The sequence below is a fragment of the Thiohalophilus sp. genome, from assembly GCF_031581315.1.
Taxonomy (GTDB): Bacteria; Pseudomonadota; Gammaproteobacteria; order UBA6429; family Thiohalophilaceae; genus Thiohalophilus.
The window spans coordinates 2,330-23,752 of record NZ_JAVLAZ010000041.1 but is presented as its reverse complement, the minus strand read 5'-3'; the positions used below and the strand labels follow the sequence as shown (position 1 = coordinate 23,752).

Below are 21,423 nucleotides of genomic sequence, written 5' to 3'. Positions count from 1 at the left end.
TAGCGCCAGTCGTCGAAGGCATTGGGACCGAAACCGGTACGCTTGATCGATTTCAAAAACTGTTTTGGAATAATCGCATCAGTATCGACATTGGGCCGATCCATGGGTGCAACGATACCGGTGTGTTGTGTAAATGCCTGCATAATTTTTTACCTGTTATGGCTCAACGCGGAAACGGTGCGTCTCTGCGCCGAGAACTCAATTTAAGTTATAACTACTAATCTATATCGGCAAAATGACCCGCAATCGCCGCCGCTGCCGCCATCGCCGGACTCACCAGATGGGTACGACCACCGGCACCCTGACGGCCTTCGAAGTTGCGGTTCGAGGTGGAGGCGCAACGCTCGCCCGGCTCGAGCCGATCGGCGTTCATCGCCAGGCACATGGAACAACCCGGCTCGCGCCATTCAAACCCGGCCTCGAGGAAGATCTTGTCCAGCCCCTCGTTCTCGGCCTGTTGCTTGACCAGCCCGGAACCCGGCACCACCATCGCCAGCTTGATATTTTTCGCGACCTTGTGGCCGTCGACCACGGCGGCGGCGGCGCGCAGATCCTCGATGCGCGAGTTGGTGCAGGAACCGATGAAGATCTTGTCCAGTTTGATCTCGCGAATCGGCATGCCGCCTTCCAGCCCCATGTACTTGAGCGCGGCACGCGCGCCTTCCTGCTTGACCGGCTCGGGGAACGACTCCGGTGTCGGGACTGTTTCATTCACCCCGACCACCATCTCCGGCGAGGTGCCCCAGGTGACCTGCGGCTGCAGGACGGAGGCATCCAGCTCCACCACCTTGTCGAATGCGGCATCAGCATCGCTGTGCAGATCCTGCCAGTCGGCCACGGCCTGCTCCCAGCGTTCACCCTGCGGAGCAAATGGCCGGCCTTTAATATAGTCGATGGTCTTGTCATCCACTGCCACCATGCCGGCGCGGGCACCGGCCTCGATGGCCATGTTGCACAGGGTCATGCGCCCTTCCATGGAGAGCTCCCGGATCGCCTCGCCGCCGAATTCGATGGCGTAACCGGTGCCGCCGGCGGTGCCGATCCGGCCGATCACCGCCAGCACGATATCCTTGGCGGTTACCCCGACCGGCGCCTTGCCGTCCACGCTGATCAACATGGCTTTGGATTTCTGCTGCCCCAGACACTGGGTGGCCAGCACGTGCTCCACCTCGGAAGTGCCGATGCCGAAGGCCAGCGCACCGAAGGCGCCGTGGGTGGAGGTATGGCTGTCGCCACAGACCACGGTCATGCCCGGCAGGGTCGCGCCCTGCTCCGGGCCGATCACGTGCACAATGCCCTGGCGCGGATCGGCCATGGCAAATTCGGTAATGTGGTAGGTCTGGCAGTTTTGATCCAGGGTCTCCACCTGCAGGCGCGAGACCGGATCGGCGATGCCGCCGCGGCGATCAGTGGTGGGCACATTGTGATCCGGCGTGGCCAGGTTGGCCCCCACTCGCCACGGCTGGCGGTTGGCCAGACGCAGGCCTTCGAAGGCCTGGGGTGAGGTTACCTCGTGAATCAGATGCCGATCGATATAGAGCAGCGCGGTGCCATCACCGTTATCGCGCACCACATGCCGATCCCACAATTTGTCGTATAAAGTCCTGGCGCTCATCGTTCCTGTTCCTGTGTCCGGATTGGACAAAGTTTAACCTGCTTCTATACTATTACCCAAATTCATTATTTTCATATCATCAATAACTTTTATTCATGGACTTTACCAACCTCCAGGCCTTTGTCGCCGTCGCCGAACAGCGCTCGTTCTCCCGGGCCGCCGGCCAGCTGTTTCTCACCCAGCCGGCCATCAGCAAGCGCATCGCGGCGCTGGAGACAGAGCTGGGCCATCCCCTGTTCGACCGCATCGGCCACCAGGTACAGCTGACCGAGACCGGTCACGCCCTGCTACCCCGGGCCCGGAATATTCTGCTGGAACTGGAAGACACTCGCCGCAGTATTCGCAATCTCTCCGGCCAGGTGGGCGGCCAATTGAGTATGGTGACCAGCCACCATATCGGCCTGCATCGCCTGCCCCCGGTGCTGCGTCGCTACAGCGGCGACTATCCGCAGGTGGAGCTGGATCTGCAATTCATGGAATCAGAACAGGCCTGCCAGACAGTGTTACACGGCGACAGCGAGCTGGGCGTAGTGACCCTGCCGCTGACCCCGCCGGCGGAACTGAAATTTCAGGCCGTCTGGTCTGACCCTTTGCATATCGTAGTTGGCCCTGACCATCCCCTGACCCGGGAAAGATCCCTGACCCCGAAAAAACTGCTGGAATGGCCGGCCATTTTGCCTATGCGCGGCACCTTTACCCGAATGCTGGTGGAACAGGCGTTTACCGATTTGCAGAGCCCGATGCCTCTGCAGGTCAAACTGGCGACCAACAATCTGGAGACCATCAAAATGATGGTCGGTATCGGCCTGGGCTGGAGCGTGCTGCCGCAAACGCTGCTGGATGAAGAGCTGACCTGTTTGCACTTGCCGAAATTACAGCTGGCCCGTGAGCTTGGTGTGGTCTGGCACGCGGGCCGAACATTAAGTAACGCCGCCAGTGCGATGCTCGACTGCCTGCGACGAACTGTCAAACCGGGTTAAACTGGACACCGGCCAATCACCCACCGGGTACTAACTGTGCACCATGCATTGACACTTTTTCTATTGTTCTCGTTACTCAGCCAGATCGCCGCCTGTGGTACGCTGGCCGCCACCGGCGCCGGCCGTGACAGTGGCAATTACGGTTTCAATGACAACCGTGACGGCCATTCCGACACCCGTATCAGTGCGGTGATTCGCTCCCGGTTGATCAATGAGCCCGACATTAACGCCAATCAAATTTACGTGAGCACAAAACAGGGAATCGTAACGCTGCATGGCCGGGTTGCCGACAAGTCGACTCGTCAACGCATCATCACCCTGTGCAATAACACGCCCGGTGTCAAACAGGTCAATGCCCGACTGACAGTAAGTCAGGATTGACGGTACTGCTCGAGTGTCGCATCCCAGAGCCGGCGACGCTGCTCAAGACTTATTGCCGCCGTCTCATACGCCTCCTCGAGCCGGCGTGAGTCGTCGGCGCAGAGCACTTCCAGACACTTTTGCGCCAGATGCGAATGCTCTTCCCCGTCCAGTTCGATATGGCGTTCCAGATAATAGACCAGTGTCGGGCATTCCTGTTTGCGCTCCCCCAGACCATTGAGAATCCTCTCGAACATTTCCGGAATCAGTTTTTCCCGACCATAGAAAAATGCCGCAGCAATCCGGTGCAGTTCACCACTGGCGGCCAGATCCAGGTTCATCTGCACAAACTCACGCGCACCGGCAGGAATTACCTGATAATCAAAATCGTGTAAAAACTGTCGGACCGCGCTCTGATCCACGCCCAGCTCCTCCATCGCCCGAAGGTACAGCGTGAAGTGATCGCAGGCGTTTCCTTCCTGATCCAGATCACTCTCTTCGCCCAGAACGATCTCGTTAACAAATCGGACCAGTTCTTTCGAGGTATTAACCGGTCGCCAGGGAACCTCCAGACACGTCAGCCCGCGCTGCAATGCCTTGAGCAGGGACATAAAATCCCACACAGCAAAAACATGATGCTGCATAAAAACAGGAACAGCCCGGGGATCATCAAGCACCTGATAAAGGGGATGTTCACAAAGCGTGTGCTGAAGTTGCTCCAGCTGTAACGTCATATCAACCGCGGATTTCATCTTCTCTACAACCTGAACGGGTAAGTTTTGGTAATCACAGACAAGCCTGACAGGCTCTGAAAGAGTGGCCTATTGTCCGCAATCGTTTGACGCAAAACAACCTTTGAACGGTTCGGCTGAAGCAGTATCCCATTGCATTTAAAGGTGTACGGAGGAGAAACCTTTCACCCACCCCCCGAGAGTGAAAGTGACATGGCATACAGAGCAGCTATTCGGATTTATCCGAGAGCAATTCGGATTCGAACCGTTTGGTATCGATCTGACATCCCAGATAATCGGCAATAATCTGCATATCCTTTTGCGCGTTGCCGAGGCAACTGGTAGCGCCAGGGGATGGCGTCATATTGAAAATAATGCCTTTACCCGGATTAATCTTCGCCTCCCCCAGATGCAGCTGGCGATTCAGTTTGTCGATCATAATCGGGCGTATTCCCCCGATGCCCTTCGCAAACTCCAGCTCCTTGAGCTTCATATCCGGCACGATCTTGCGTGCATCGCGCAGGAACAACAAGCGCCGGATAAAGGGGATTTCAAACAGAACGTTCTTGAACATGTAATTGCGAATCTCGCTCACCCGGAACAGGTCCCAGAAAACCTTCAGCACGCGCCAATCGGGGCGAAAAACCCGCAGGAACTCACCGACCGTGCGCAGGTTGTAGCGCTCCAGCATCGGAAGCATCAGTGCTGTAGGACCAAAACGGGTTTTATTCGGCACCAGCACATCGGGATCGCCGTGAATCGCCGCAAAGGGCAGATTCTTTTTCTGCACGGTATACACTTTGCCGTTGAGAATCCCGGGTGTGTAATAAAAACTGCCCGCCATCGGCAGGCAGGAATAATTCAGACCATAGCCCAGTTTCTGGGCATAAAGCAGGCTGTGCGCGCCGGCGGAAACGACGACAAAACGGGCGCGGTAGGTTCCCCGACTGGTCACTACTTCGTAATGGTCTTCCATTTTGTGAATCGATTGCACATACGTAGACAGGTGCACATCCACCTGTTTGTTGCGCTCCTGCCGGGCCTGGTGAATAAAACTATTGGCGAGGGCATGAAAGTCTACAGCGGTATACTCATCGAGCACGGCCAGCGCCACGATCTCCTGCTCTCGTTCGATGGCCACCCGGGGTTCAATTTCGGCAATCTGCTCGCGTTCCAATAATTGCATGCCGGGGAAATAGTCACGAAAACGTTCATAACGCTCACGCAGTTCATGACACTCGCCGGCACCAACGCCCAGCACCATCTTTGGGTATTTAAAAATCAGGCTGTCACGCTCCGGTACCCGCTGACAGTAATTGACCACCATGGCCGCGGTAGCCTTGACCTGGATAGCCTTCTCCAGACTGTAATTGGTTTCGATATCCCCGCAGTGCAGGGTCTGGCTGTTGTTGCGGCCGTGTGAATTGAGATCGGCGATACTGTCACGCTTTTCCAGCAGGCACAGTTCACGAAGATCCGTATAACGGGCCAGTTCAAACAACAGCGCGGCACCGGAAATGCCACCACCAATAATGAGCACATCATGAATCGGCCCATCATGAATTCTTGCCTGGGTTAACATCGGGCTGATAATACCTTCTAATATCGGGTTATAGACAACGCTTCTTGATTTATCGGCCGATGGCGCAGTTTGTTTATCCGCGTAGCCGGTCAGCCTGCCTCACCGGCCGGCGAATACACAAACCGGTAAACCACCAGCATGCCAGCCAGGCTGAGCCCCGCGGCGATACTGTACATCATCAGCGGTCCCGCCAAATCATACAAATAGCCACTGTAGAGACTACCCACCGCGCCGCCGGCACCGAAACTAAGGCTGCTGTACAACGCCTGTCCCTTCCCCTGGTGCCGGCCGATAAAGAACTGGTGAATCAAGTGAATCGCCGCCGCATGGTAAACCCCGTAACTGGCCGCATGTAATAACTGCGCAAAGATCATAACAGCAGCCCATTGGGGAAACAGGGCGATCAGGATCCAGCGCAGGGTCGTCAGCGACAGGGCCAGCATCAACAAATGGCGCGCTCCAAAACGTGGCATCAGGCGATGCATAATCATAAAAGCGCCGACTTCCGCCAGTACAGCCAATGCCCAGAGAAACCCGATCTTGCTCAGCCCATACCCCATCTCCTCCATATATATAGAGTAGAAGGTGTAATAGGGGCCGTGACTGGCCTGCATCAAAAAGCAGGTCACCAGCAAACCGGCCACAGCCGGTTTACTCAGAACCTGGCGCAGTGGCTGATGATCCAGCGGCATATGTCCGGCGGCTTCCTCGGGGACCGCGATGCTGCTGAGCCAGATCGCCGCAAATAAAAACAACAATACATGTGGCAACCACTGAATCGCCTGCCCTTCCAAAGTATAACCGACGCTCCAGACGGAGAGGATGAACCCGATCGATCCCCAGAGACGAATAGAGCTGTAACGATGAATCTGCCCGGCCAGATGATTGAAGGTCGTCGCCTCGAACTGGGGCAAGGCCGCATTCCAGAAGAAACTGAACACGGCCATCACCAGCGCAAGCCACCAGAACCCCGACGCCAGATAGACCCCGGCAAACGTCAGTGCCGCGAGCAGACTGCCAAGCTGGACAATGCCCATGCGCTTGCCGGTGTGGTCGGCAATCCAGCCCCAGATATTGGGCGAGATAATCTTGGTTGCCATGATAATCGCCATCAATATGCCAATGGCGCGCGCATCGAAGCCCTGCGATTTGAGATAGAGCCCCCAGTACGGTACCAGGGCGCCAAGGCTGGCGAAATAAAACAGATAAAACGCGGATAACCGCCAGTATGGGGCTCTGGATGACGCAGTCATGCCTCAACTCCGGTTTCAGAACGGTCTGTTAAACAGGCCATTAATGCCCGGCAACACAGACTGGCAATTGGCCACTGAAGACACCGAACGCATCGGCAACACAGAAAGCAATTTCTGTAATGAGAGAAACCTGGTGTTATCAGTAGTGTGTTCGGTGATTCCCACTCATTATCATTCAAGGCAGGCGGTATCAATCCGGATTGCACCACGATCCCGGACACCGTTAACGGGCGATGGGCGGGATCACCGGTGTGGTGGATTGCACGTCCGCGTTCTGGGCACGATGGCGCAGCAGGTGGTCCATAACCACGATGGCCATCATCGCCTCGGCAATGGGCGTGGCACGTATGCCGACACAGGGATCGTGGCGCCCCGTGGTGATCACCTCGATGGGATTGCCATCGATATCAATACCCTGCCCCGGCAGGCGCAGGCTGGAGGTGGGTTTGAGAGCAAGGCTGGCAACCAGGGGCTGTCCGCTGGAGATGCCGCCGAGCACCCCGCCGGCGTGATTGCTCAAAAAACCCTCCGGTGTCATCTCATCCCGATGTTCAGTGCCCTTCTGTTCCACGGCCGCAAAACCCGCGCCGATCTCCACCCCTTTAACAGCGTTGATGCTCATCAGGGCGTGTGCCAGATCAGCATCCAGACGATCGAAAATCGGCTCACCCAGTCCCGGCGGGACGCCCTCGGCCACCACATTGATGCGGGCGCCGATGGAATCGCCCGATTTGCGCAAGGCATCCATGTAACTTTCCAGCTCGGCGACTTTCGCGGCATCGGGGAAGAAAAACGGATTGGCTTCCACGGCGTCCCAGTCAAATGCCTCGGCCCGGATCGGACCCAGCTGGCTCATATAGCCGCGGATCCGGATACCGAGCCGGTCGTGCAGATATTTTTTGGCAATCGCCCCGGCCGCCACCCGCATGGCGGTCTCGCGGGCCGAGGAGCGTCCGCCGCCACGATAATCACGAATCCCGTATTTCTGCTGATAGGTATAGTCGGCATGCCCCGGGCGAAACTGGCGCATGATGTTCGAGTAATCCTTCGAGCGCTGATCGGTATTGTGAATAATCAGCCCGATCGGGGTGCCGGTTGTCTGCCCTTCGAAAACCCCGGAGAGGATCTGGACCTCGTCCGACTCGCGCCGCTGGGTGGTATGACGCGTCTTGCCCGGCTTGCGACGGTCCAGATCCTGCTGCAGGTCCGCTTCGCTCAGGGCCAGTCCCGGCGGACAGCCGTCGACGACACAGCCGATAGCCGGACCGTGGCTCTCGCCAAAACTGGTGAGGGTGAACAACTTGCCGAAACTGTTACCGGACATTTTTCGCGCATTCCAATGGGGTTCAGGAGTACCCATTGTAATGGAACTCGGCGGCGCGGGACAGATGAAGAATCCGGCACGGAGTCGGCCGGACTGGGCGCCCCCCTGTACCGGGAAGAATGCAAATTATCTCTCGCAGAGACGTTTATACCAGTTGTTTGGGTGCAGAGCCCGCCAGGTAACAGATTTTGCTACTTTACAAGCTCTGTGTCCTGGCGAGAGTCGAATTATTTAAATGACCTTGGAATAGCGCTGGGTCTGTTGCTGGCGCAGGTATTTGTCGAACACCATGCAGATGTTGCGAATCAGCAGCTTGCCGGCCCCCAGTACGGTGATGCCCCGTTCGTTGAGTTGCAACAAACCGTCATTCTGCATGGCCTTGAGTTCCGCCAGTTCGGTGGCAAAGTACTCCGACACGGAAATCCCGAAAGCCAGTTCCAGTGCCGGGAAAGAGAGACTGAAATGGCAGATCAGCTGATTGATGATCTCCCGGCGCAGCAAATCGTCGGCATCCAGTTCCAGCCCGCGAAAGATCGGTAATTGATCCTGATCGATGCGCGCATAATACTCATCCATCGTCTTGACGTTCTGGCTGTAACTGTCGCCCACCTTGCCAATTGCCGTCATCCCCATGGCGATCAGATCGCAGTCGGCATGGGTCGAATACCCCTGAAAATTACGATGCAGGGTTCCGTTGCGCTGGGCGATAGCGAGCTCATCATCGGGCCTGGCAAAGTGATCCATACCGATGTAGACGTAACCGGCCTCCGTTAACTTCTCGATGGTGTATTTGAGAATCGCCAGTTTTTCATCGGGCCCGGGCAGGTCCGCTGCGTTGATCTGGCGTTGCGGCTTGAACAGCTCGGGCAGGTGCGCGTAGTTAAAAATCGACAACCGTTCCGGTTCCAGGGCCACCACCTTATCCAGAGTGCGGCTGAAACTCTCAACACTCTGCAACGGCAGCCCGTAGATCAGATCAAAGCTGGTGGAACGGAACCCGTACTCCCGTACGGCCTCCATCACTTCGGCGATCTGGGCTTCGGACTGAATACGGTTGACCGCCTTTTGCACCGCCGGGTCGAAATCCTGCACGCCCAGGCTGATGCGGTTGAACCCCAGTTCGCGTAACAGAGCGATGGTGTCGCGATCGGCCTCACGCGGATCGATCTCGATGGAATACTCGCCCGTATCATCATCCAGCAACTGGAAATGTTCACGGGTCTTGGCCATCAGCTCGCGCATTTCGTCATGGCTGATGAAGGTGGGTGTTCCGCCGCCCCAGTGCAACTGCTCGACCGGACGCGTGGTATCGAACAATTCACTCTGCAGCTCTATCTCGCGGTGTAACCGTTGCAGATAAGGGGCGGCGCGACGACGATTGGCGGTAATGACCTTGCTGCAGGCGCAGTAGAAACAGACCGTATTGCAAAACGGCAGGTGAAAATAGAGTGACAGGGAACAGCCTTGCTGGTTGCTCCGCGTGGCCAGGCGACGATAGTCCTCTGGCCCAAAATCCTCATGAAATTGCACCGCCGTGGGATAAGAGGTATAGCGCGGTCCCGCCTTGTCGTAACGGCGAATCAGCTCCTTATCGAATTCCAGCTCATACATGGTCATTCCCCCGGGAAATTGCCGACATTATCGGCATTTTCGGCGGGTTCAAACTATGATCTGGATCAAATCCGGCTCATTTCATGATTCCTGGACGCCACTCAAATCAAGGACAAGAAGCTCACCACGAAAGCACGAAGAACACGAAGTGACAAATCCATTAAACCTTCGTGGCTTCGCGTCTTCGTGGTAAAGGCTTTTCCTCGTTCGCGTCACTCGACCCCTGCTGGTCAACTGGTCAAACAGCGAAGAATTCAGACCGTTTTCACTGGATGTTGATCAGTGCATAGCACACCCTGCCTACACGCACGCCCTGATCGCCGCCGAAGCTTCGTTCAGTTGTTCGGCGGTGAGCAGAAAGACGCCGTGGCCGCCGAATTCGAATTCGAGCCAGGTAAACGGGACCTCAGGCAACAGGTCGGCCAGCGCCTCGGCGCTGTTACCCACCTCCACGATCAACACCCCGCCCGGGTTGAGGTGCTGCGGCGCCTCACGCAACATTGGCAGGACGAAATCGAGCCCCTCGGTGCCGGCGGCCAGCCCCATGGCCGGCTCATGCCGGTATTCATCCGGCAGGGCCGCCATATCCCCGGCATCCACATAGGGTGGGTTGCTGACGATCAAATCGTAACGACGCCCGCCAAGGCCAGCGAATAGATCCGATTCGATCAGTTCGACCCGATCCATCAAGTCGTATTGATCAACATTGATCCGGGCCACGGCCAGCGCCCCGGCTGAGACATCACTGGCATCGATCCGGGCCTGCGGCAGGGCTTCAGCCATGGCAATGGCAATACAGCCTCCGCCGGTACACAAATCCAACGCGCACTGCACCTTCGAGGCATCCACCCAGGGTTCGAATTGATCGGCAATCAGTTCGGCAAAGGGTGAGCGCGGGATCAACACCCTTTCGTCCACGTAAAACTTCAATCCGGCGAACCACGCTTCATGGGTCAGGTAAGCCGCTGGCTTGCGGGTACTGATCCGTTGCCACAGCAAATCCGCCAGTTGCTGTTTTTGTCCCGCCGTGGCCTGACGTTGCAGATCCTGCTCGCCAAAATCCGGTGGCAGCCCCATGCTGTAGGAGACCAGATACGCGGCTTCATCCAGCGCGTTGTCGGTGCCGTGACCGAAAAAAATATCCGACGCTTCAAGCAACGACTCGCTTTGCAGCACCAGCTCGTGCAGGTTGTCGGCCGGAATCAGTGCTGCTTCGAACTCGGTCTTGTTCATTGAGGTCAGCCAGCCGGTTTTTTAGCGTGTTTGGGACGAAACGCTTTAACCACGCCTTCTTCGGTTTCCAGATAGGGTCCTTCGATCAGATCGATACAATAGGGCACCGCCGGGAACACGGCATTCAGGCAATCGGCAATCGCCGAAGGCTTGCCCGGCAGGTTGATTAACAGGCTGCGTCCACGGATTCCCGCCATCTGACGCGACAGAATCGCGGTGGGAACATACTGCAGCGAAACGGCGCGCATCTGCTCGCCGAAACCGTCAAGCACCTTGTCGCACACCGCCTCGGTTGCCTCGGGGGTAATATCACGCGGTGCCGGTCCGGTCCCGCCGGTCGTCACCACCAGGCAACACTGCTCATCATCCGCCAGTGCCTTCAATGCCGTCTCGACCTCATCCTGTTCATCCGGAACCAGGCGGGCAACGACCTCCCATTCATTGATCAGAGCCCTGTCCAGCCATTCGCGGATGGCCGGCCCGCCCTGATCCTCGTATTCGCCGCGACTGGCGCGGTCAGAAACGGTCACGATGCCGATACGAATCTTGTCTGTCATGTTTGCTTCATCTCTTTTTGACGGATACTGCCGGGCAGTTAAAAATCATACACCAGCGTAACGGCGGTGCGGGTATCCGTGGTTTCGAAACCGGCCTGGGGATCACTGTTGTTCTTGATGGTATAGCTGACCTTCATGGCCAGGCTATTATTGATTTTTGCAGTCAATGCCGTTACCGATTCGGTATAGGTGTTGTTACTGCCATGTTCCACGAAAACCACTTCACTGAAAGAGCTGGTTTTGCTGATCTGCCATTTATAATCGAGGCCGACGCGCACGATGCTTTCATTATCGTCCGTTCCGTCGACAAATTCGGTCTGCCGGCCACCGGCACCGAACTCACCCTTGAGGTGCATATTTTCTTTTTTAAGAAACTGATGCCCGTAACCGAGCACCTCGGTCGTGCGCTGATCGTAGCCGGCAAATTCGTCGGACTCGTAACGCAGGGTGCCAAACAGATAATCATTGTCATCCAGCAGGTACTCCGAGCGTCCGGACACCTCGTAACTTTCCGCGGTGGTCGTGTCCTCCTCGCTGATGCGCAACACCTTGGCCTCGCCGCGGTGACGCCATTTGCGGTGGGAGTTTTCCACCCGCAACTGGGCATTCAGGCTGTCGGAATCGGTATTGCCCCGGTTCATGATAAAGCCCAGTTCGGCAGCCCCATCCCATTGACTGGCTGAGGCCTCATCGGCCTCTTCCGCCGCCATCAACGGGACTATGCCCAATACCACCAGCAAACCGCCCAGACCGCACCGGCGTGCGATCGCCATTTTTGAAACCATAATCACCTGCCTTGATTATTTACCACTTTTAACACGAGGTCATCTTGAAACCCGGGGACCGCGGCTCTATGGTGAGAGTATGAACTCGCAAATTCGCCAACCGGCTGTCGCCGGCATGTTTTATCCCGCGGACGCCGAGCGCCTGCGTCCCATGCTGGAGGAGTTCCTGCAACAGGCCGGCCAGCAAATCGACGCCGACCAACCGGTACCGCGCGCCATCATCGTGCCACATGCCGGTTATGTCTATTCCGGCCCGGTGGCCGCCAGCGCCTATGCACGGCTGCGACCGGCTCATGCCAGATACAAACGCGTGTTGTTACTCGGTCCCTCGCACCGGGTTCCCTTCCGGGGCCTGGCGACCAGTAGCGCCAGCCATTTTCTCACACCGCTGGGCCAGATTCCGCTGGATCGCGCCAGCCTCGAGCGGCTTGAGACCTTACCACAGGTGACACAGCTGGATCAGGCCCACGCCATGGAACACAGCCTTGAAGTTCAATTGCCCTTTTTACAGTCGGTGCTGGATGATTTTGTGCTGGTGCCGCTGGTGGTAGGTGATGCCGATGCGCATGAGGTCAGTGAGGTTATTGAACAATTCTGGGATGAACAGACCCTGATTGTGATCAGTTCGGACCTGAGTCATTACCATGACTATGCCACGGCCCAACAACTCGACACGGCCACTTCCCGCGCCATCGAAGCCCTGCGCCCCGAATCCATCGGTTACGGTGACGCCTGCGGACGTAACCCGGTCAACGGGCTACTGCAATTCGCCCGTGCACACGGCCTGCATGCCAGCACAGTGGATTTGCGTAATTCCGGTGATGCGGCCGGACCGCGCGATCAGGTCGTCGGTTACGGCGCTTACCTGATCCAGTAAATGGACAGCGCACAGCGACAACAATTACTGGCCATCGCCCGCCAGTCAATCCACCATGGTTTGCAACATGGCCGGCCTTTAAGTGTTAATGCGCAGGACTATGACGAAAGTTTGCAACAGCCGGGGGCCAGTTTTATCACCCTGAATTTACACGCACAGCTACGCGGTTGTATCGGGAGCCTCGAAGCGTGGCGGCCCTTGATTGTCGATGTGGCGGAAAATGCCTACGCTGCAGCATTTCGTGATCCGCGTTTCCCACCGGTGAACGACATCGAATTTCCACAACTCGAATATCATATTTCCCTGCTCAACCCTGCCGAACCCATGCAGTTTACCAGCGAGTCGGAACTGCTGGCGCAACTGCGTCCGCATGTCGATGGTCTGATACTCGAAGACAAGGGGCACCGGGGAACCTTCCTGCCCGCCGTCTGGGAGAGCCTCCCCGAGCCCGAACAATTCTGGCAACATCTCAAACTCAAGGCCGGCCTGCCGGCCGACTACTGGTCCGACACACTGAAAGTTTCACGCTATACGGTCGAGGAATTCAGCTGAATATAAGTTTTTCCCTCCTGTAGAGTGGAACAAGCGAAGCGGTTCCACCTGAAACCGGCAAAATCGGGATCCGTCGCGTTGCTCCTTGATCCAGGCCCCTGCATAGGGGCGGGTATTCAACATGCTTATCTAGCCCATTGCGATCAGATAAAATCGACACCTCATTGCATAGCGCAAGACAGGACAACCTGACAGCATGACTTATTCCATAGCGAGATGTCGCCTCTTATGAACCGGTTGGTGTTACAACTCATTTATCGGCAATGGGACAAGGGGCAGCGTAGCGAGCAGGATGAACAATGGCGCGCGGCCCTGGCGGATCGTTATACAGTCAAAATTCCCCCGGCACGGACGCTGGATGCCGGGAATATCATTATCGATCAACACGGCGAGGACCGGCTCGGTAACCGACTGCAATACCACCAGGATTCGAATCCGTTGTTCATAATCGACCGGTTTCACATCGACAGGGCGCGCAACGAACTGGCCTACGACAATGATACGGCGCTGATACCACTTGGCCCTCTGTCCGCTCCCTGGAACCAGTATCGTTATCAATGGCGATACCGGGTGGAAGAAAGCGGCATGATTTACTGGCTCTATGAAATGGTTATTCTGAATATTGCCGTCAGAGAGGATTTTGATCCCGACCTGTTCGTCCGCACTGAACCTGCCCGGATCCATGCTCCATTGACAACCCCCTCCTCAAGCTCCCCGCTGAAGCTGGCTGCACGATACTGAATAACTGTCGATCGCACCGAAGAGAACAAAATACCAACTACATGGCTATCATACTCACGCAAAGACGCAGAGCGCGCTGAAAATGGGCAATATCAGATTTCTTTGCGCCCTGGCGTCTCTGCGAGAGATAAGCTTTCCCTCTACTTTACGCCAGGCCCAGACAGGTATAACCACCGAACAGATCAGACAGCACTGAAAAGCAGGGCATTTAATTATCAATAGATTTGGTGTTACCGTTTGAACCACCAAAACAAACCGGCACGCTAATCATACTGCATACAGCGTAATAGCACTTAACGGGAAACGGTCTGGCATTCACCGATGGAACCGGCAATACAGGTGCGCCCGTCGATCCAGATCGCATGGTCCAGCCTGGCGCCGGTGAGATCCGCGCCGTCGAGTGTGGCGCCCCTGAGATTGGCATAGGACAGATTCGCGTTGCTCAAACTGGCATCGGTCAGATCGGCGTTCTGTAACCCGGCCCCCTTGAGATTGGCCTGTTCCAGATCCGCATAGCTGAGATTAGCCAGGCTCAGATCCACATAACGCAGATCGGCCCGACGCAAACTGCTGGCAAACAGATTGGCCCCGCCCAGCGCGGCATTGTTCAACTGCGCTTCATCCAGATTTTCCCGAATGGCATTGAGCCCGATCATCCGACAGTTACGCCAGTTAACCCCGGGTGCGGGGGGGGCGTTACAATCGGGATCGCCCGGGCCGGGTTGGGGGCCATAAATGAAACCGAGCGCAATCAGCCCCGCAGCCAGGCCCATGATGAGTATCAGATGCACCAGCGAAAATTTCCGCTCGGGATTGATATCGCGCATGACATCTTCGCGGTGATGACGGTATTCCAGCGTCTCGTAGGGTTCGGGATCGCGTTGATCCTGCTCGTTGGCAGGTGAGTGATGCTGGGGGCGACGTTCATCGGCCCAGCGGCGGGCCGCCTGTAACCGTTCCTGGGCCATTTCGTCGCCGGGGTCGGATTTGAGTACCTCCGGGATCAGATCCGGTCGCCGACGAATCGGCTGCCAGGTCTGCCTGTCTTCGCTCACCTGATCATCCAGGCTGAAGCGCCCCAGCAACAATGACTGGGCAATCTGGCCCACCGGGAAGGGTCCCTTGATCCGGTTATCCTGTTTGAGTTTTACAAATAACGGTGCCTGTTTTGTCATAATTATGCTCGGCGTGCCGGGTTAAAGGCAGCGCATTTTATCTACCAGGGTAAAGAGTGGCGACTTTTATCCGTTAAGTATCCATAGGACTTGCCGGGCATCGAGCCCGCAAGCGATCTATTGTTCTTTATTATATCGGCCAAAACGTGATGGAAATTAAAGGTCCGGGCAATTTTCCCGCAATCAATCTGAGCGAACTTCGCCAGTTGGCCACTCGTGCGGGCGAAGGGGCCCTGCAGGCCGCCCGTATCAACTGGCAGAACGGTCAGCTGTTGAATGCGCTGGTAGTCCGTCAGGATAGCAATAATCTGCTGCTGGACGTCCAGGGCCAGCCGGTCCTGGTCAAAAACCGGCCTGAGTTCGCATTTTTACCGGGTCAGAAACTGACGCTGCAGGTTGAACAGCTCACGCCGCAACCGGCGATGAAGCTGGTTGCCCCCGCCCCCCGGCCGGTTACCGGCGGAGAACAGGGCCTGCTGCAACAGACCCTGCGCCAGGATATGGGGCGTCAAACGCCCCTGCCACCGCTGCTGGCCAACCTGAAATCGGTCGCCCGCGAGCCCCAGCAACATCCGCCTCTCCCGGCGCCGATTCGCAAAATGGCCTGGGAGCTCCACCAACTGCTACCGGATGTGCGTCAGGCAAGCCGGGGGGAGAGCCTGCAACAGGCCCTGGAGCGCACCGGTCCCTTCCTGCACCACCAGCTGGGCCAGCTCATCCGGGGCCAGGCCGCCCCGCCGCCGGAGAAAACCCTGCAAGGCGCGCTGCTGCGACTGGCCGATCAGATTCGCCAGCAACTGGCCCAGACCCCGTCGCGTCCGGCGCCCGCCACTCCCCCGGGCAACAACCCGATGCCGCAGACCGCCCTGCCCGCCTCGTCCGGAGCGGCGGCGGATGCCGCCCGTACCGCCGCCCAGAGCGGCGCGCCCCGTCCGCAAACCCCGCAACCCCAGCCGCCTCAGCCCCCGACCCTGCAGGGTCTGACCAGCCAGGATCAGGGATTGGGTGAATTACTGCGCCAGGTCGAGGGGGGGCTGGGCCGCATGCAACTGCACCAGCTCCACAGCCTGCAGGCCGAACAGGCGGGACGCCCCATGTGGGCCATGGAACTGCCGATTCGCTCCCAGGAGGGAATCGATCTGTTCGATCTGCGTATACGTCAGGAAGAGTCCGACGAGGGCGACGGCGATTACCAGCGTCCCTGGAACGTGAGTCTGGCCTTCGATCTGGAGGGGCTGGGACCGGTGCGGGTCAATCTCACCCTGATCGGACAAACCGTCTCGGCCCGGTTCCAGATGCAGGAAGAACAAACCCGCAGTCTGTTCGACAATGCACTGGATCAACTGCGCAGCCGCCTGCATGGTGCGGGACTCGACGTCGGCCGGCTGGAATGTGCCAATGGTATCGACGATCCGCCTCCCGCTCACACCGTGACAGGCAGTTCCCTGCTGGATGAAAAAGTATGAGTGAACAAACCGGACAACAACCGTTGCCACTGGCCGTCGCGCTGCACTATGACGGTGAAAACGCCCCGACGGTCACCGCCAAAGGGGGCGGCGATCTGGCACAACAAATCCTCGATATTGCCCGTCAGCATGAGGTGCCGATTCAGGACAACCCGGAGCTGGTTAAACTGTTATCCCGCCTGGAACTGGGGGAAGAGATCCCGCACGCCCTTTATCTGGCGGTCGCCGAGGTGATCGCCTTTGCCTATATGTTACGCGGTAAAACACCGAAAAACCGGGAACAGGAGTAAAGCGGAATCAGGACCGGAAGCCCGAAGCCGTGTCGAGGCTTTCCAGAAAGTGTTTTGCGTGCCGTTGTCGATAATTCAGCCCTGCCTGTAACAGGCCTCCACCGTTAAACCCGTCGCATGATTATTTTTTATTTTCAAGACATGATATTTAGTCGCTGCCAAAGTGCAAACCACGTCATGGTTTCTCTTCAGTTTCCACTCCTATCCCGACCATAAGGGCTTTGCGCCAACCAGAGTTCGAACTCCTCTATCGGCAGGGGCTTGCTGATGTAATAACCCTGAGCCACATCACACTCCAGCAACTGCAGATGTTGCCATTCGGCTGCCGTTTCCACCCCTTCAGCCACCACCAACAACCCGAGATCATGGGCCATAGCAATAGTCGAACTGACAATGGTCAGCGACTCGGGACTGGAGAGCATGGCCTGGACAAAACTTTTGTCGATCTTGAGAGCACTGACCGGCATCTTCTGCAAATAACTTAATGATGAATAACCGGTACCGAAATCGTCAATAAACAGGGCAAAACCCCGTTCGTTGAGTTTATTCAATGTTTCCAGCGACTTTTCCGGATTCATCATCAACGCGCTTTCAGTCAACTCCAGATTAACCAGGGAAACATCCGTATCGCAGATATACAGCATGTGTTCGATTTTCTGCGTCAAGTGCCTATCATGCAGATTACGAGCCGAAAGGTTAACCGAAATGGGTACTTGCATTCCATTGTGACGCCAGCGGGTGGACTGACACATCGCATTTTCCAGCACCCAGTCGGTCAGCGGCTTGATCAAACCGGTTTCTTCTGCCAGTGGAATGAACTGATCCGGTGGGATCAGGCCCCATTCAGGATGACGCCAGCGGAGCAGTGCTTCGACACCCCACAGGTATTCGGTTTTCATTTCGATCTTGGGATGGTAATGCAGAACCAGTTCATCGTGTTCAATAGCACGACGCAATTCGCTCGCCAAAGTGAGGCGACGTTGACCCAGCTCTTCATTTTCCGATCGATACTCGGCGACACTTTCTCCATCCTTGCGAGCCTGACGCACGGCCGACTCGGCCCGACGGATCAATACCGGCACGTCATCCCCGTGTTCGGGGTAACGAACAACCCCGATCGTGATGCTGACATCGAGTGTAAGATCATCGACTTCGAATGGGTTATCCATGGCAGACAGAATATCCTTGACTGTCTTATCCACGACTCGCGAGTTATCACCCGGTATCAATATAGCGAACTCGTTACCGCGCATACGGGCCAGCAATATATCATCAGCCAGACAACGACTGATGCGAACTCCGACATCGCGCAACAGCGTATCGCCGCGATGAAAACCCAGCGCCTCGTTGATCTCACGAAACCGGTTCAGATCGACAAACAACACCACGGCGGAACTGGCGTGCTCAATCCGTTCCTGTAATTTTTCGTCGAACTGGGTGTGATTGGGCAGATCGGTCAGTGCATCATAATAGGCCATATGCGAAATCGTGGCGTGGGCCTGCTCGTGAGCCTCCATGGTCCGCAGAGCCCGTATACCATAGGAAAGATCTTCAGCCGCTTCTTCCAGCAGGGCAATTTCGGTGACATCGAAGGCCTCCGCATCGGCGGAGAAAATTGCCAACATACCAATGATCCGGTGATTGACCTGTAAGGGAAGCAGAGCAAGCGCCTTGATCCCATACCGTTTGGCTGCTACACGCCAGGGTTCCATCAGCGGATCGGCCGCCACGTCACGACTGACGAAAACTTCACCGTTGGCGAACACCTCTTGCACGGGATGGTTCTGTGTCTGTGAATCGAACAGTACCAGAGGGTCCTTTTCGATCGGGACATCATTCTCGCGGGGCGCCAGCGCCTTGAGATGCAGTTGTCCTGGAACCTGTTCATCGCGATATCCCACCCAGGCAGCGCGATATCCTCCAAAGGTGACAATATTATCGCACAGGGAGAGCAGCAAACCGGGTTCATCGGTGGCACGCACTACCGCGTGGTTACCGGCACTGAGCGTCCGCAAAGCGCGATTGGTACGTTGCAAGGCACCGGCCATTTCATCGAAAGTACCGGCCAGCTGTCCCAGTTCCTCGGGGCCTTCCGGTAATCCTGTCCGCGAGGACATATCGCCGGCGGCCAGTTTTCGGGCGGCATTTTGCAGGGCACGAATCCGGCGTAACACGAGTATATCGCTACCGAACCACGCTGCGGCAAATACCAGCAGCATTACCATTGCCAGTAACAGCGTGTTGCGATACAGGTGCTGATTTACCCTGGCATAAACAACATCGGCGGGAATGCCAACACTGATATAAATCCGCCCCGACGTGCTGTAGTGCAACGGCGCAATAGCATGCAGTACCGGTTTTCCCCGACGTTCGTGCAAGGTAACGACTGACTCGGTATCCTGTTGTTTGATGGCCATAAACAGCGCATCACCGCGAATAGACTCCCCGGCCAGCCCGTTCGTCGGATACCGAGCCAGTACAGTCCCCAGATTATCAATCACCATCAGACTGGAACCATCCGGCAATTCCACACCCCCAACCATCTCCTCCAGCCAGGAGAGATTCAATGCCGCAAACACCACCGAGACAATCTTACCTTTGCTATTGGTTACCGGGTAGCCGAAATTGATTGCCGGCACGCCGGTCAGTCGACCAATCTGGTAATCACCAATCCCGAGATCCCGACTTCGCATTGCGCGCTGGAAATAACTGCGGTCGGTAATGTTGACCTGCCGGTGCATCGGTATGGCACTGCAGTACATCTCGCCATCGGGGGCCGCGACACCAAAATTGGTGTAATAAGGATTGGGTTTACGCAACATGCTCAGAATATCACTGCAGGCATGGAGCCGGTCGCTGGCGGGATCCACCGCTGGCAGTTGCGCCATGCTCATCAACAGCTGCCGGGTCATGCTGATCAGCTGGCGTTGTTCGCGGGCCGCGCTGCGCACCACGCCCAGGGCCTGCTCCTCCACATCGGCCGCCACTTGCTGGCGCTGCAGATGCGCCGTATAGCCAATGAGCGCAAACGCGGGAATCACTGCCAGCAAGACAAGCAGCAGCAAACGCCCACGCAAGCCCAGTGTGGCCGGCTTCACGGCAACAGCCTCGGGATGTCGAGCTCAACGAACATGGAATCCTTTCTGCGGTTTAATTATGCAGCTAACGGGCCTGAAGACAGCCCCATTACTCCGATTATCGGCAATCCTGATAAAAACCTTAGAAAATTAATTGATTAAAAGCAAACGGGTGAGCAGGCGGAGGAAGAATAATCAGTTATCCGATATTCATCCAATCGCGCGGTCGGCCGGCGTTCAAATCAATCGGGTAACGATGTCAGAACGTTCAACGCTTCGTCATTCAGACCAACCAGCAGCAACTCACCCTGTTCATCGACGCGAAACCGTCCATAACGGGCATCCTGATAGAGCCCGGCATGACCTTCCTGAAAGTAAAACGCGTTGGTGGCAAATTTTATCCGGCCATGGCGCACCCGATATTGCAGCAGCAATTCATTCTCTGCCAGCGGTTGGTCCTCATACAGGGCCTCAAATGTGGCCACCTTGCGCTCATCAAGCTTCACCACCGCAAGGCCGTCGGCGACGGTGATCGCCTGACGCCAGGGCCGGGATTCATCTGGTACGGTTTTAGGTAATGCCTGGTAGACTTTTTGCTGGAGTTGAAAACGCAAGGCCATGTAATCGCCCTGCATCAGCGAACGCGGATCGACCGGCGCCAGTTCCAGATACACCACCTGCCCGTGGGCCAGATGTTGCTCCTTGTCATAAATCGATATGTTCACCACCAACAGCGCCACGACTAACGTCACCAGGGTTACTTTAACGTTAAGCGGCATCGATCGCTCCCCTGCCGAACAGGTAGCGCATGGCCAGCCAGCGCAGCACCAGCAATGTCACACCAATAACCAGCAAATGCACCGCCTTGACCAGCAAGGTGGTATCCAGCAAATAATAATAAGAAGAGACAAAGAACAGCAGCGCGGCGATCCCCAGCCCCAGTAAGACCCGGTTGCCCACAGCGAAGCCCAGCAACAGGATCACCAGCGCCGACGTCAACCCCGGTGCTTCCAGCGAGAGCAGTGCGATCAATAACGTTGCACCCAGAACCAGCAAGCTGAAACGATCGCCGCTGTGATGATGAGCGCGTTGCAGCAAGCGCCACACCACATACACCATCACCGCCACGGTCAACAGTTCGGCCATCCACGGTTGCAGCCATGACTCGATTTCATAAGGCTCTAACCGCCAGCCCGTACCGCGAGCCTGAAACA

Annotated in this window: 20 protein-coding genes and 1 pseudogene; 7 read left to right on the top strand and 14 right to left on the bottom strand. The window is 56.7% G+C overall.

What is annotated here, in order from left to right; all coding sequences use genetic code 11:
* Nucleotides 1-143 (bottom strand): annotated as a pseudogene (locus tag RI563_RS07730) (3-isopropylmalate dehydratase small subunit); the annotation flags it as partial.
* 74 nt (nt 144-217) lie between these two features.
* Complete coding sequence (gene leuC, locus RI563_RS07725; protein WP_310693791.1) at nt 218-1,615, bottom strand: 3-isopropylmalate dehydratase large subunit; 1,398 nt, start codon at nt 1,613-1,615, stop codon at nt 218-220.
* Between the two features lie 95 nt (nt 1,616-1,710).
* On the opposite strand from leuC, the gene RI563_RS07720 reads away from it, so the two are divergent.
* A complete protein-coding gene (locus RI563_RS07720) occupies nt 1,711-2,595 on the top strand; it encodes a LysR family transcriptional regulator (RefSeq protein WP_310693790.1) in 885 nt (294 codons plus the stop codon).
* A 48-nt stretch (nt 2,596-2,643) separates the two neighbouring features.
* On the top strand, nt 2,644-2,976 hold the full coding sequence (locus tag RI563_RS07715; RefSeq protein WP_310693789.1) for a BON domain-containing protein: 333 nt from the start codon (nt 2,644-2,646) through the stop codon (nt 2,974-2,976).
* Here the strand turns inward: RI563_RS07715 and RI563_RS07710 are convergent.
* The 8 genes from RI563_RS07710 to RI563_RS07675 all read right to left on the bottom strand — a co-directional run bounded on the left by RI563_RS07710 (nt 2,967) and on the right by RI563_RS07675 (nt 12,019).
* Nucleotides 2,967-3,707, bottom strand: coding sequence for a DUF3050 domain-containing protein (locus tag RI563_RS07710; RefSeq protein ID WP_310693788.1), 741 nt, complete (start codon nt 3,705-3,707; stop codon nt 2,967-2,969). The two genes, RI563_RS07715 and RI563_RS07710, sit on opposite strands and share 10 nt — an antisense overlap.
* Before the next feature lie 208 nt (nt 3,708-3,915).
* Nucleotides 3,916-5,268, bottom strand: coding sequence for an FAD-dependent oxidoreductase (locus tag RI563_RS07705; RefSeq protein WP_310693787.1), 1,353 nt, complete (start codon nt 5,266-5,268; stop codon nt 3,916-3,918).
* A gap of 89 nt (nt 5,269-5,357) precedes the next feature.
* Nucleotides 5,358-6,521 carry an MFS transporter gene (locus RI563_RS07700; protein WP_310693786.1) on the bottom strand — a complete coding sequence of 388 codons (1,164 nt, stop codon included), beginning with the start codon at nt 6,519-6,521 and terminating at the stop codon, nt 5,358-5,360.
* A 223-nt stretch (nt 6,522-6,744) separates the two neighbouring features.
* Nucleotides 6,745-7,845 (bottom strand): chorismate synthase, encoded by a 1,101-nt coding sequence (aroC, locus tag RI563_RS07695; protein WP_310693785.1) that lies wholly within the window; start codon nt 7,843-7,845, stop codon nt 6,745-6,747.
* Between the two features lie 231 nt (nt 7,846-8,076).
* On the bottom strand, nt 8,077-9,456 hold the full coding sequence (hemN, locus tag RI563_RS07690; RefSeq protein WP_411293568.1) for an oxygen-independent coproporphyrinogen III oxidase: 1,380 nt from the start codon (nt 9,454-9,456) through the stop codon (nt 8,077-8,079).
* A gap of 300 nt (nt 9,457-9,756) precedes the next feature.
* On the bottom strand, nt 9,757-10,689 hold the full coding sequence (gene prmB / locus RI563_RS07685) for a 50S ribosomal protein L3 N(5)-glutamine methyltransferase (protein ID WP_310693783.1): 933 nt from the start codon (nt 10,687-10,689) through the stop codon (nt 9,757-9,759).
* A 5-nt stretch (nt 10,690-10,694) separates the two neighbouring features.
* Complete coding sequence (mog, locus tag RI563_RS07680; RefSeq protein WP_310693782.1) at nt 10,695-11,246, bottom strand: molybdopterin adenylyltransferase; 552 nt, start codon at nt 11,244-11,246, stop codon at nt 10,695-10,697.
* Between the two features lie 38 nt (nt 11,247-11,284).
* Nucleotides 11,285-12,019, bottom strand: a complete 735-nt coding sequence (locus tag RI563_RS07675; RefSeq protein ID WP_310693781.1) for a DUF481 domain-containing protein — start codon at nt 12,017-12,019, stop codon at nt 11,285-11,287.
* A 91-nt stretch (nt 12,020-12,110) separates the two neighbouring features.
* Here RI563_RS07675 and amrB point away from each other — a divergent pair, with 91 nt between their 5' ends.
* From amrB to RI563_RS07660, 3 genes are all read left to right on the top strand, one after another.
* Entirely contained in the window at nt 12,111-12,908 is a 798-nt protein-coding gene (gene amrB, locus RI563_RS07670; RefSeq protein WP_310693780.1) for an AmmeMemoRadiSam system protein B, read from the top strand.
* Entirely contained in the window at nt 12,909-13,460 is a 552-nt protein-coding gene (gene amrA / locus RI563_RS07665; protein ID WP_310693779.1) for an AmmeMemoRadiSam system protein A, read from the top strand. It begins immediately after the preceding gene.
* Between the two features lie 228 nt (nt 13,461-13,688).
* Nucleotides 13,689-14,201: a hypothetical protein gene (locus tag RI563_RS07660; protein ID WP_310693778.1), complete on the top strand. Its 513-nt coding sequence runs from the start codon at nt 13,689-13,691 to the stop codon at nt 14,199-14,201.
* Nucleotides 14,202-14,494: 293 nt separating this feature from the next.
* Here the strand turns inward: RI563_RS07660 and RI563_RS07655 are convergent, their stop codons facing one another.
* Nucleotides 14,495-15,376 (bottom strand): pentapeptide repeat-containing protein, encoded by an 882-nt coding sequence (locus RI563_RS07655; protein ID WP_310693777.1) that lies wholly within the window; start codon nt 15,374-15,376, stop codon nt 14,495-14,497.
* A gap of 149 nt (nt 15,377-15,525) precedes the next feature.
* Between RI563_RS07655 and RI563_RS07650 the strand changes: the two genes are divergently transcribed.
* Both RI563_RS07650 and RI563_RS07645 read left to right on the top strand, forming a co-directional pair.
* On the top strand, nt 15,526-16,842 hold the full coding sequence (locus tag RI563_RS07650; protein ID WP_310693792.1) for a flagellar hook-length control protein FliK: 1,317 nt from the start codon (nt 15,526-15,528) through the stop codon (nt 16,840-16,842).
* A complete protein-coding gene (locus tag RI563_RS07645; protein WP_310693776.1) occupies nt 16,839-17,132 on the top strand; it encodes an EscU/YscU/HrcU family type III secretion system export apparatus switch protein in 294 nt (97 codons plus the stop codon). The genes RI563_RS07650 and RI563_RS07645 overlap by 4 nt, the downstream gene beginning before the upstream one ends.
* A gap of 188 nt (nt 17,133-17,320) precedes the next feature.
* Here RI563_RS07645 and RI563_RS07640 read toward each other — a convergent pair whose 3' ends face one another.
* From RI563_RS07640 to RI563_RS07630, 3 genes are all read right to left on the bottom strand, one after another.
* The gene (locus RI563_RS07640) at nt 17,321-20,230 is read right to left on the bottom strand and encodes an EAL domain-containing protein (protein WP_310693775.1); all 2,910 of its coding nucleotides are present in this window, start codon (nt 20,228-20,230) and stop codon (nt 17,321-17,323) included.
* 221 nt (nt 20,231-20,451) lie between these two features.
* Nucleotides 20,452-20,988, bottom strand: coding sequence for a GDYXXLXY domain-containing protein (locus tag RI563_RS07635; protein WP_310693774.1), 537 nt, complete (start codon nt 20,986-20,988; stop codon nt 20,452-20,454).
* Nucleotides 20,978-21,423, bottom strand: a 446-nt coding sequence (locus RI563_RS07630; RefSeq protein ID WP_310693773.1) for a DUF4401 domain-containing protein, incomplete at its 5' end; no start/stop codon positions are given. The genes RI563_RS07635 and RI563_RS07630, both read right to left, overlap by 11 nt.

Bases quoted from the DNA above. Each gene is read 5' to 3' on its own strand.
- prmB (WP_310693783.1), bottom strand. From the start codon at position 10,689: ATGAACAAGACCGAGTTCGAAGCAGCACTGATTCCGGCCGACAACCTG.
- RI563_RS07720 (WP_310693790.1), top strand. From the start codon at position 1,711: ATGGACTTTACCAACCTCCAGGCCTTTGTCGCCGTCGCCGAACAGCGC.
- RI563_RS07655 (WP_310693777.1), bottom strand. From the start codon at position 15,376: ATGACAAAACAGGCACCGTTATTTGTAAAACTCAAACAGGATAACCGG.
- amrB (WP_310693780.1), top strand. From the start codon at position 12,111: ATGAACTCGCAAATTCGCCAACCGGCTGTCGCCGGCATGTTTTATCCC.
- hemN (WP_411293568.1), bottom strand. From the start codon at position 9,456: ATGTATGAGCTGGAATTCGATAAGGAGCTGATTCGCCGTTACGACAAG.
- amrA (WP_310693779.1), top strand. From the start codon at position 12,909: ATGGACAGCGCACAGCGACAACAATTACTGGCCATCGCCCGCCAGTCA.
- RI563_RS07710 (WP_310693788.1), bottom strand. From the start codon at position 3,707: ATGAAATCCGCGGTTGATATGACGTTACAGCTGGAGCAACTTCAGCAC.
- RI563_RS07700 (WP_310693786.1), bottom strand. From the start codon at position 6,521: ATGACTGCGTCATCCAGAGCCCCATACTGGCGGTTATCCGCGTTTTAT.
- RI563_RS07650 (WP_310693792.1), top strand. From the start codon at position 15,526: ATGGAAATTAAAGGTCCGGGCAATTTTCCCGCAATCAATCTGAGCGAA.
- mog (WP_310693782.1), bottom strand. From the start codon at position 11,246: ATGACAGACAAGATTCGTATCGGCATCGTGACCGTTTCTGACCGCGCC.
- RI563_RS07635 (WP_310693774.1), bottom strand. From the start codon at position 20,988: ATGCCGCTTAACGTTAAAGTAACCCTGGTGACGTTAGTCGTGGCGCTG.
- RI563_RS07660 (WP_310693778.1), top strand. From the start codon at position 13,689: ATGAACCGGTTGGTGTTACAACTCATTTATCGGCAATGGGACAAGGGG.
- aroC (WP_310693785.1), bottom strand. From the start codon at position 7,845: ATGTCCGGTAACAGTTTCGGCAAGTTGTTCACCCTCACCAGTTTTGGC.
- leuC (WP_310693791.1), bottom strand. From the start codon at position 1,615: ATGAGCGCCAGGACTTTATACGACAAATTGTGGGATCGGCATGTGGTG.
- RI563_RS07645 (WP_310693776.1), top strand. From the start codon at position 16,839: ATGAGTGAACAAACCGGACAACAACCGTTGCCACTGGCCGTCGCGCTG.
- RI563_RS07705 (WP_310693787.1), bottom strand. From the start codon at position 5,268: ATGTTAACCCAGGCAAGAATTCATGATGGGCCGATTCATGATGTGCTC.
- RI563_RS07675 (WP_310693781.1), bottom strand. From the start codon at position 12,019: ATGGCGATCGCACGCCGGTGCGGTCTGGGCGGTTTGCTGGTGGTATTG.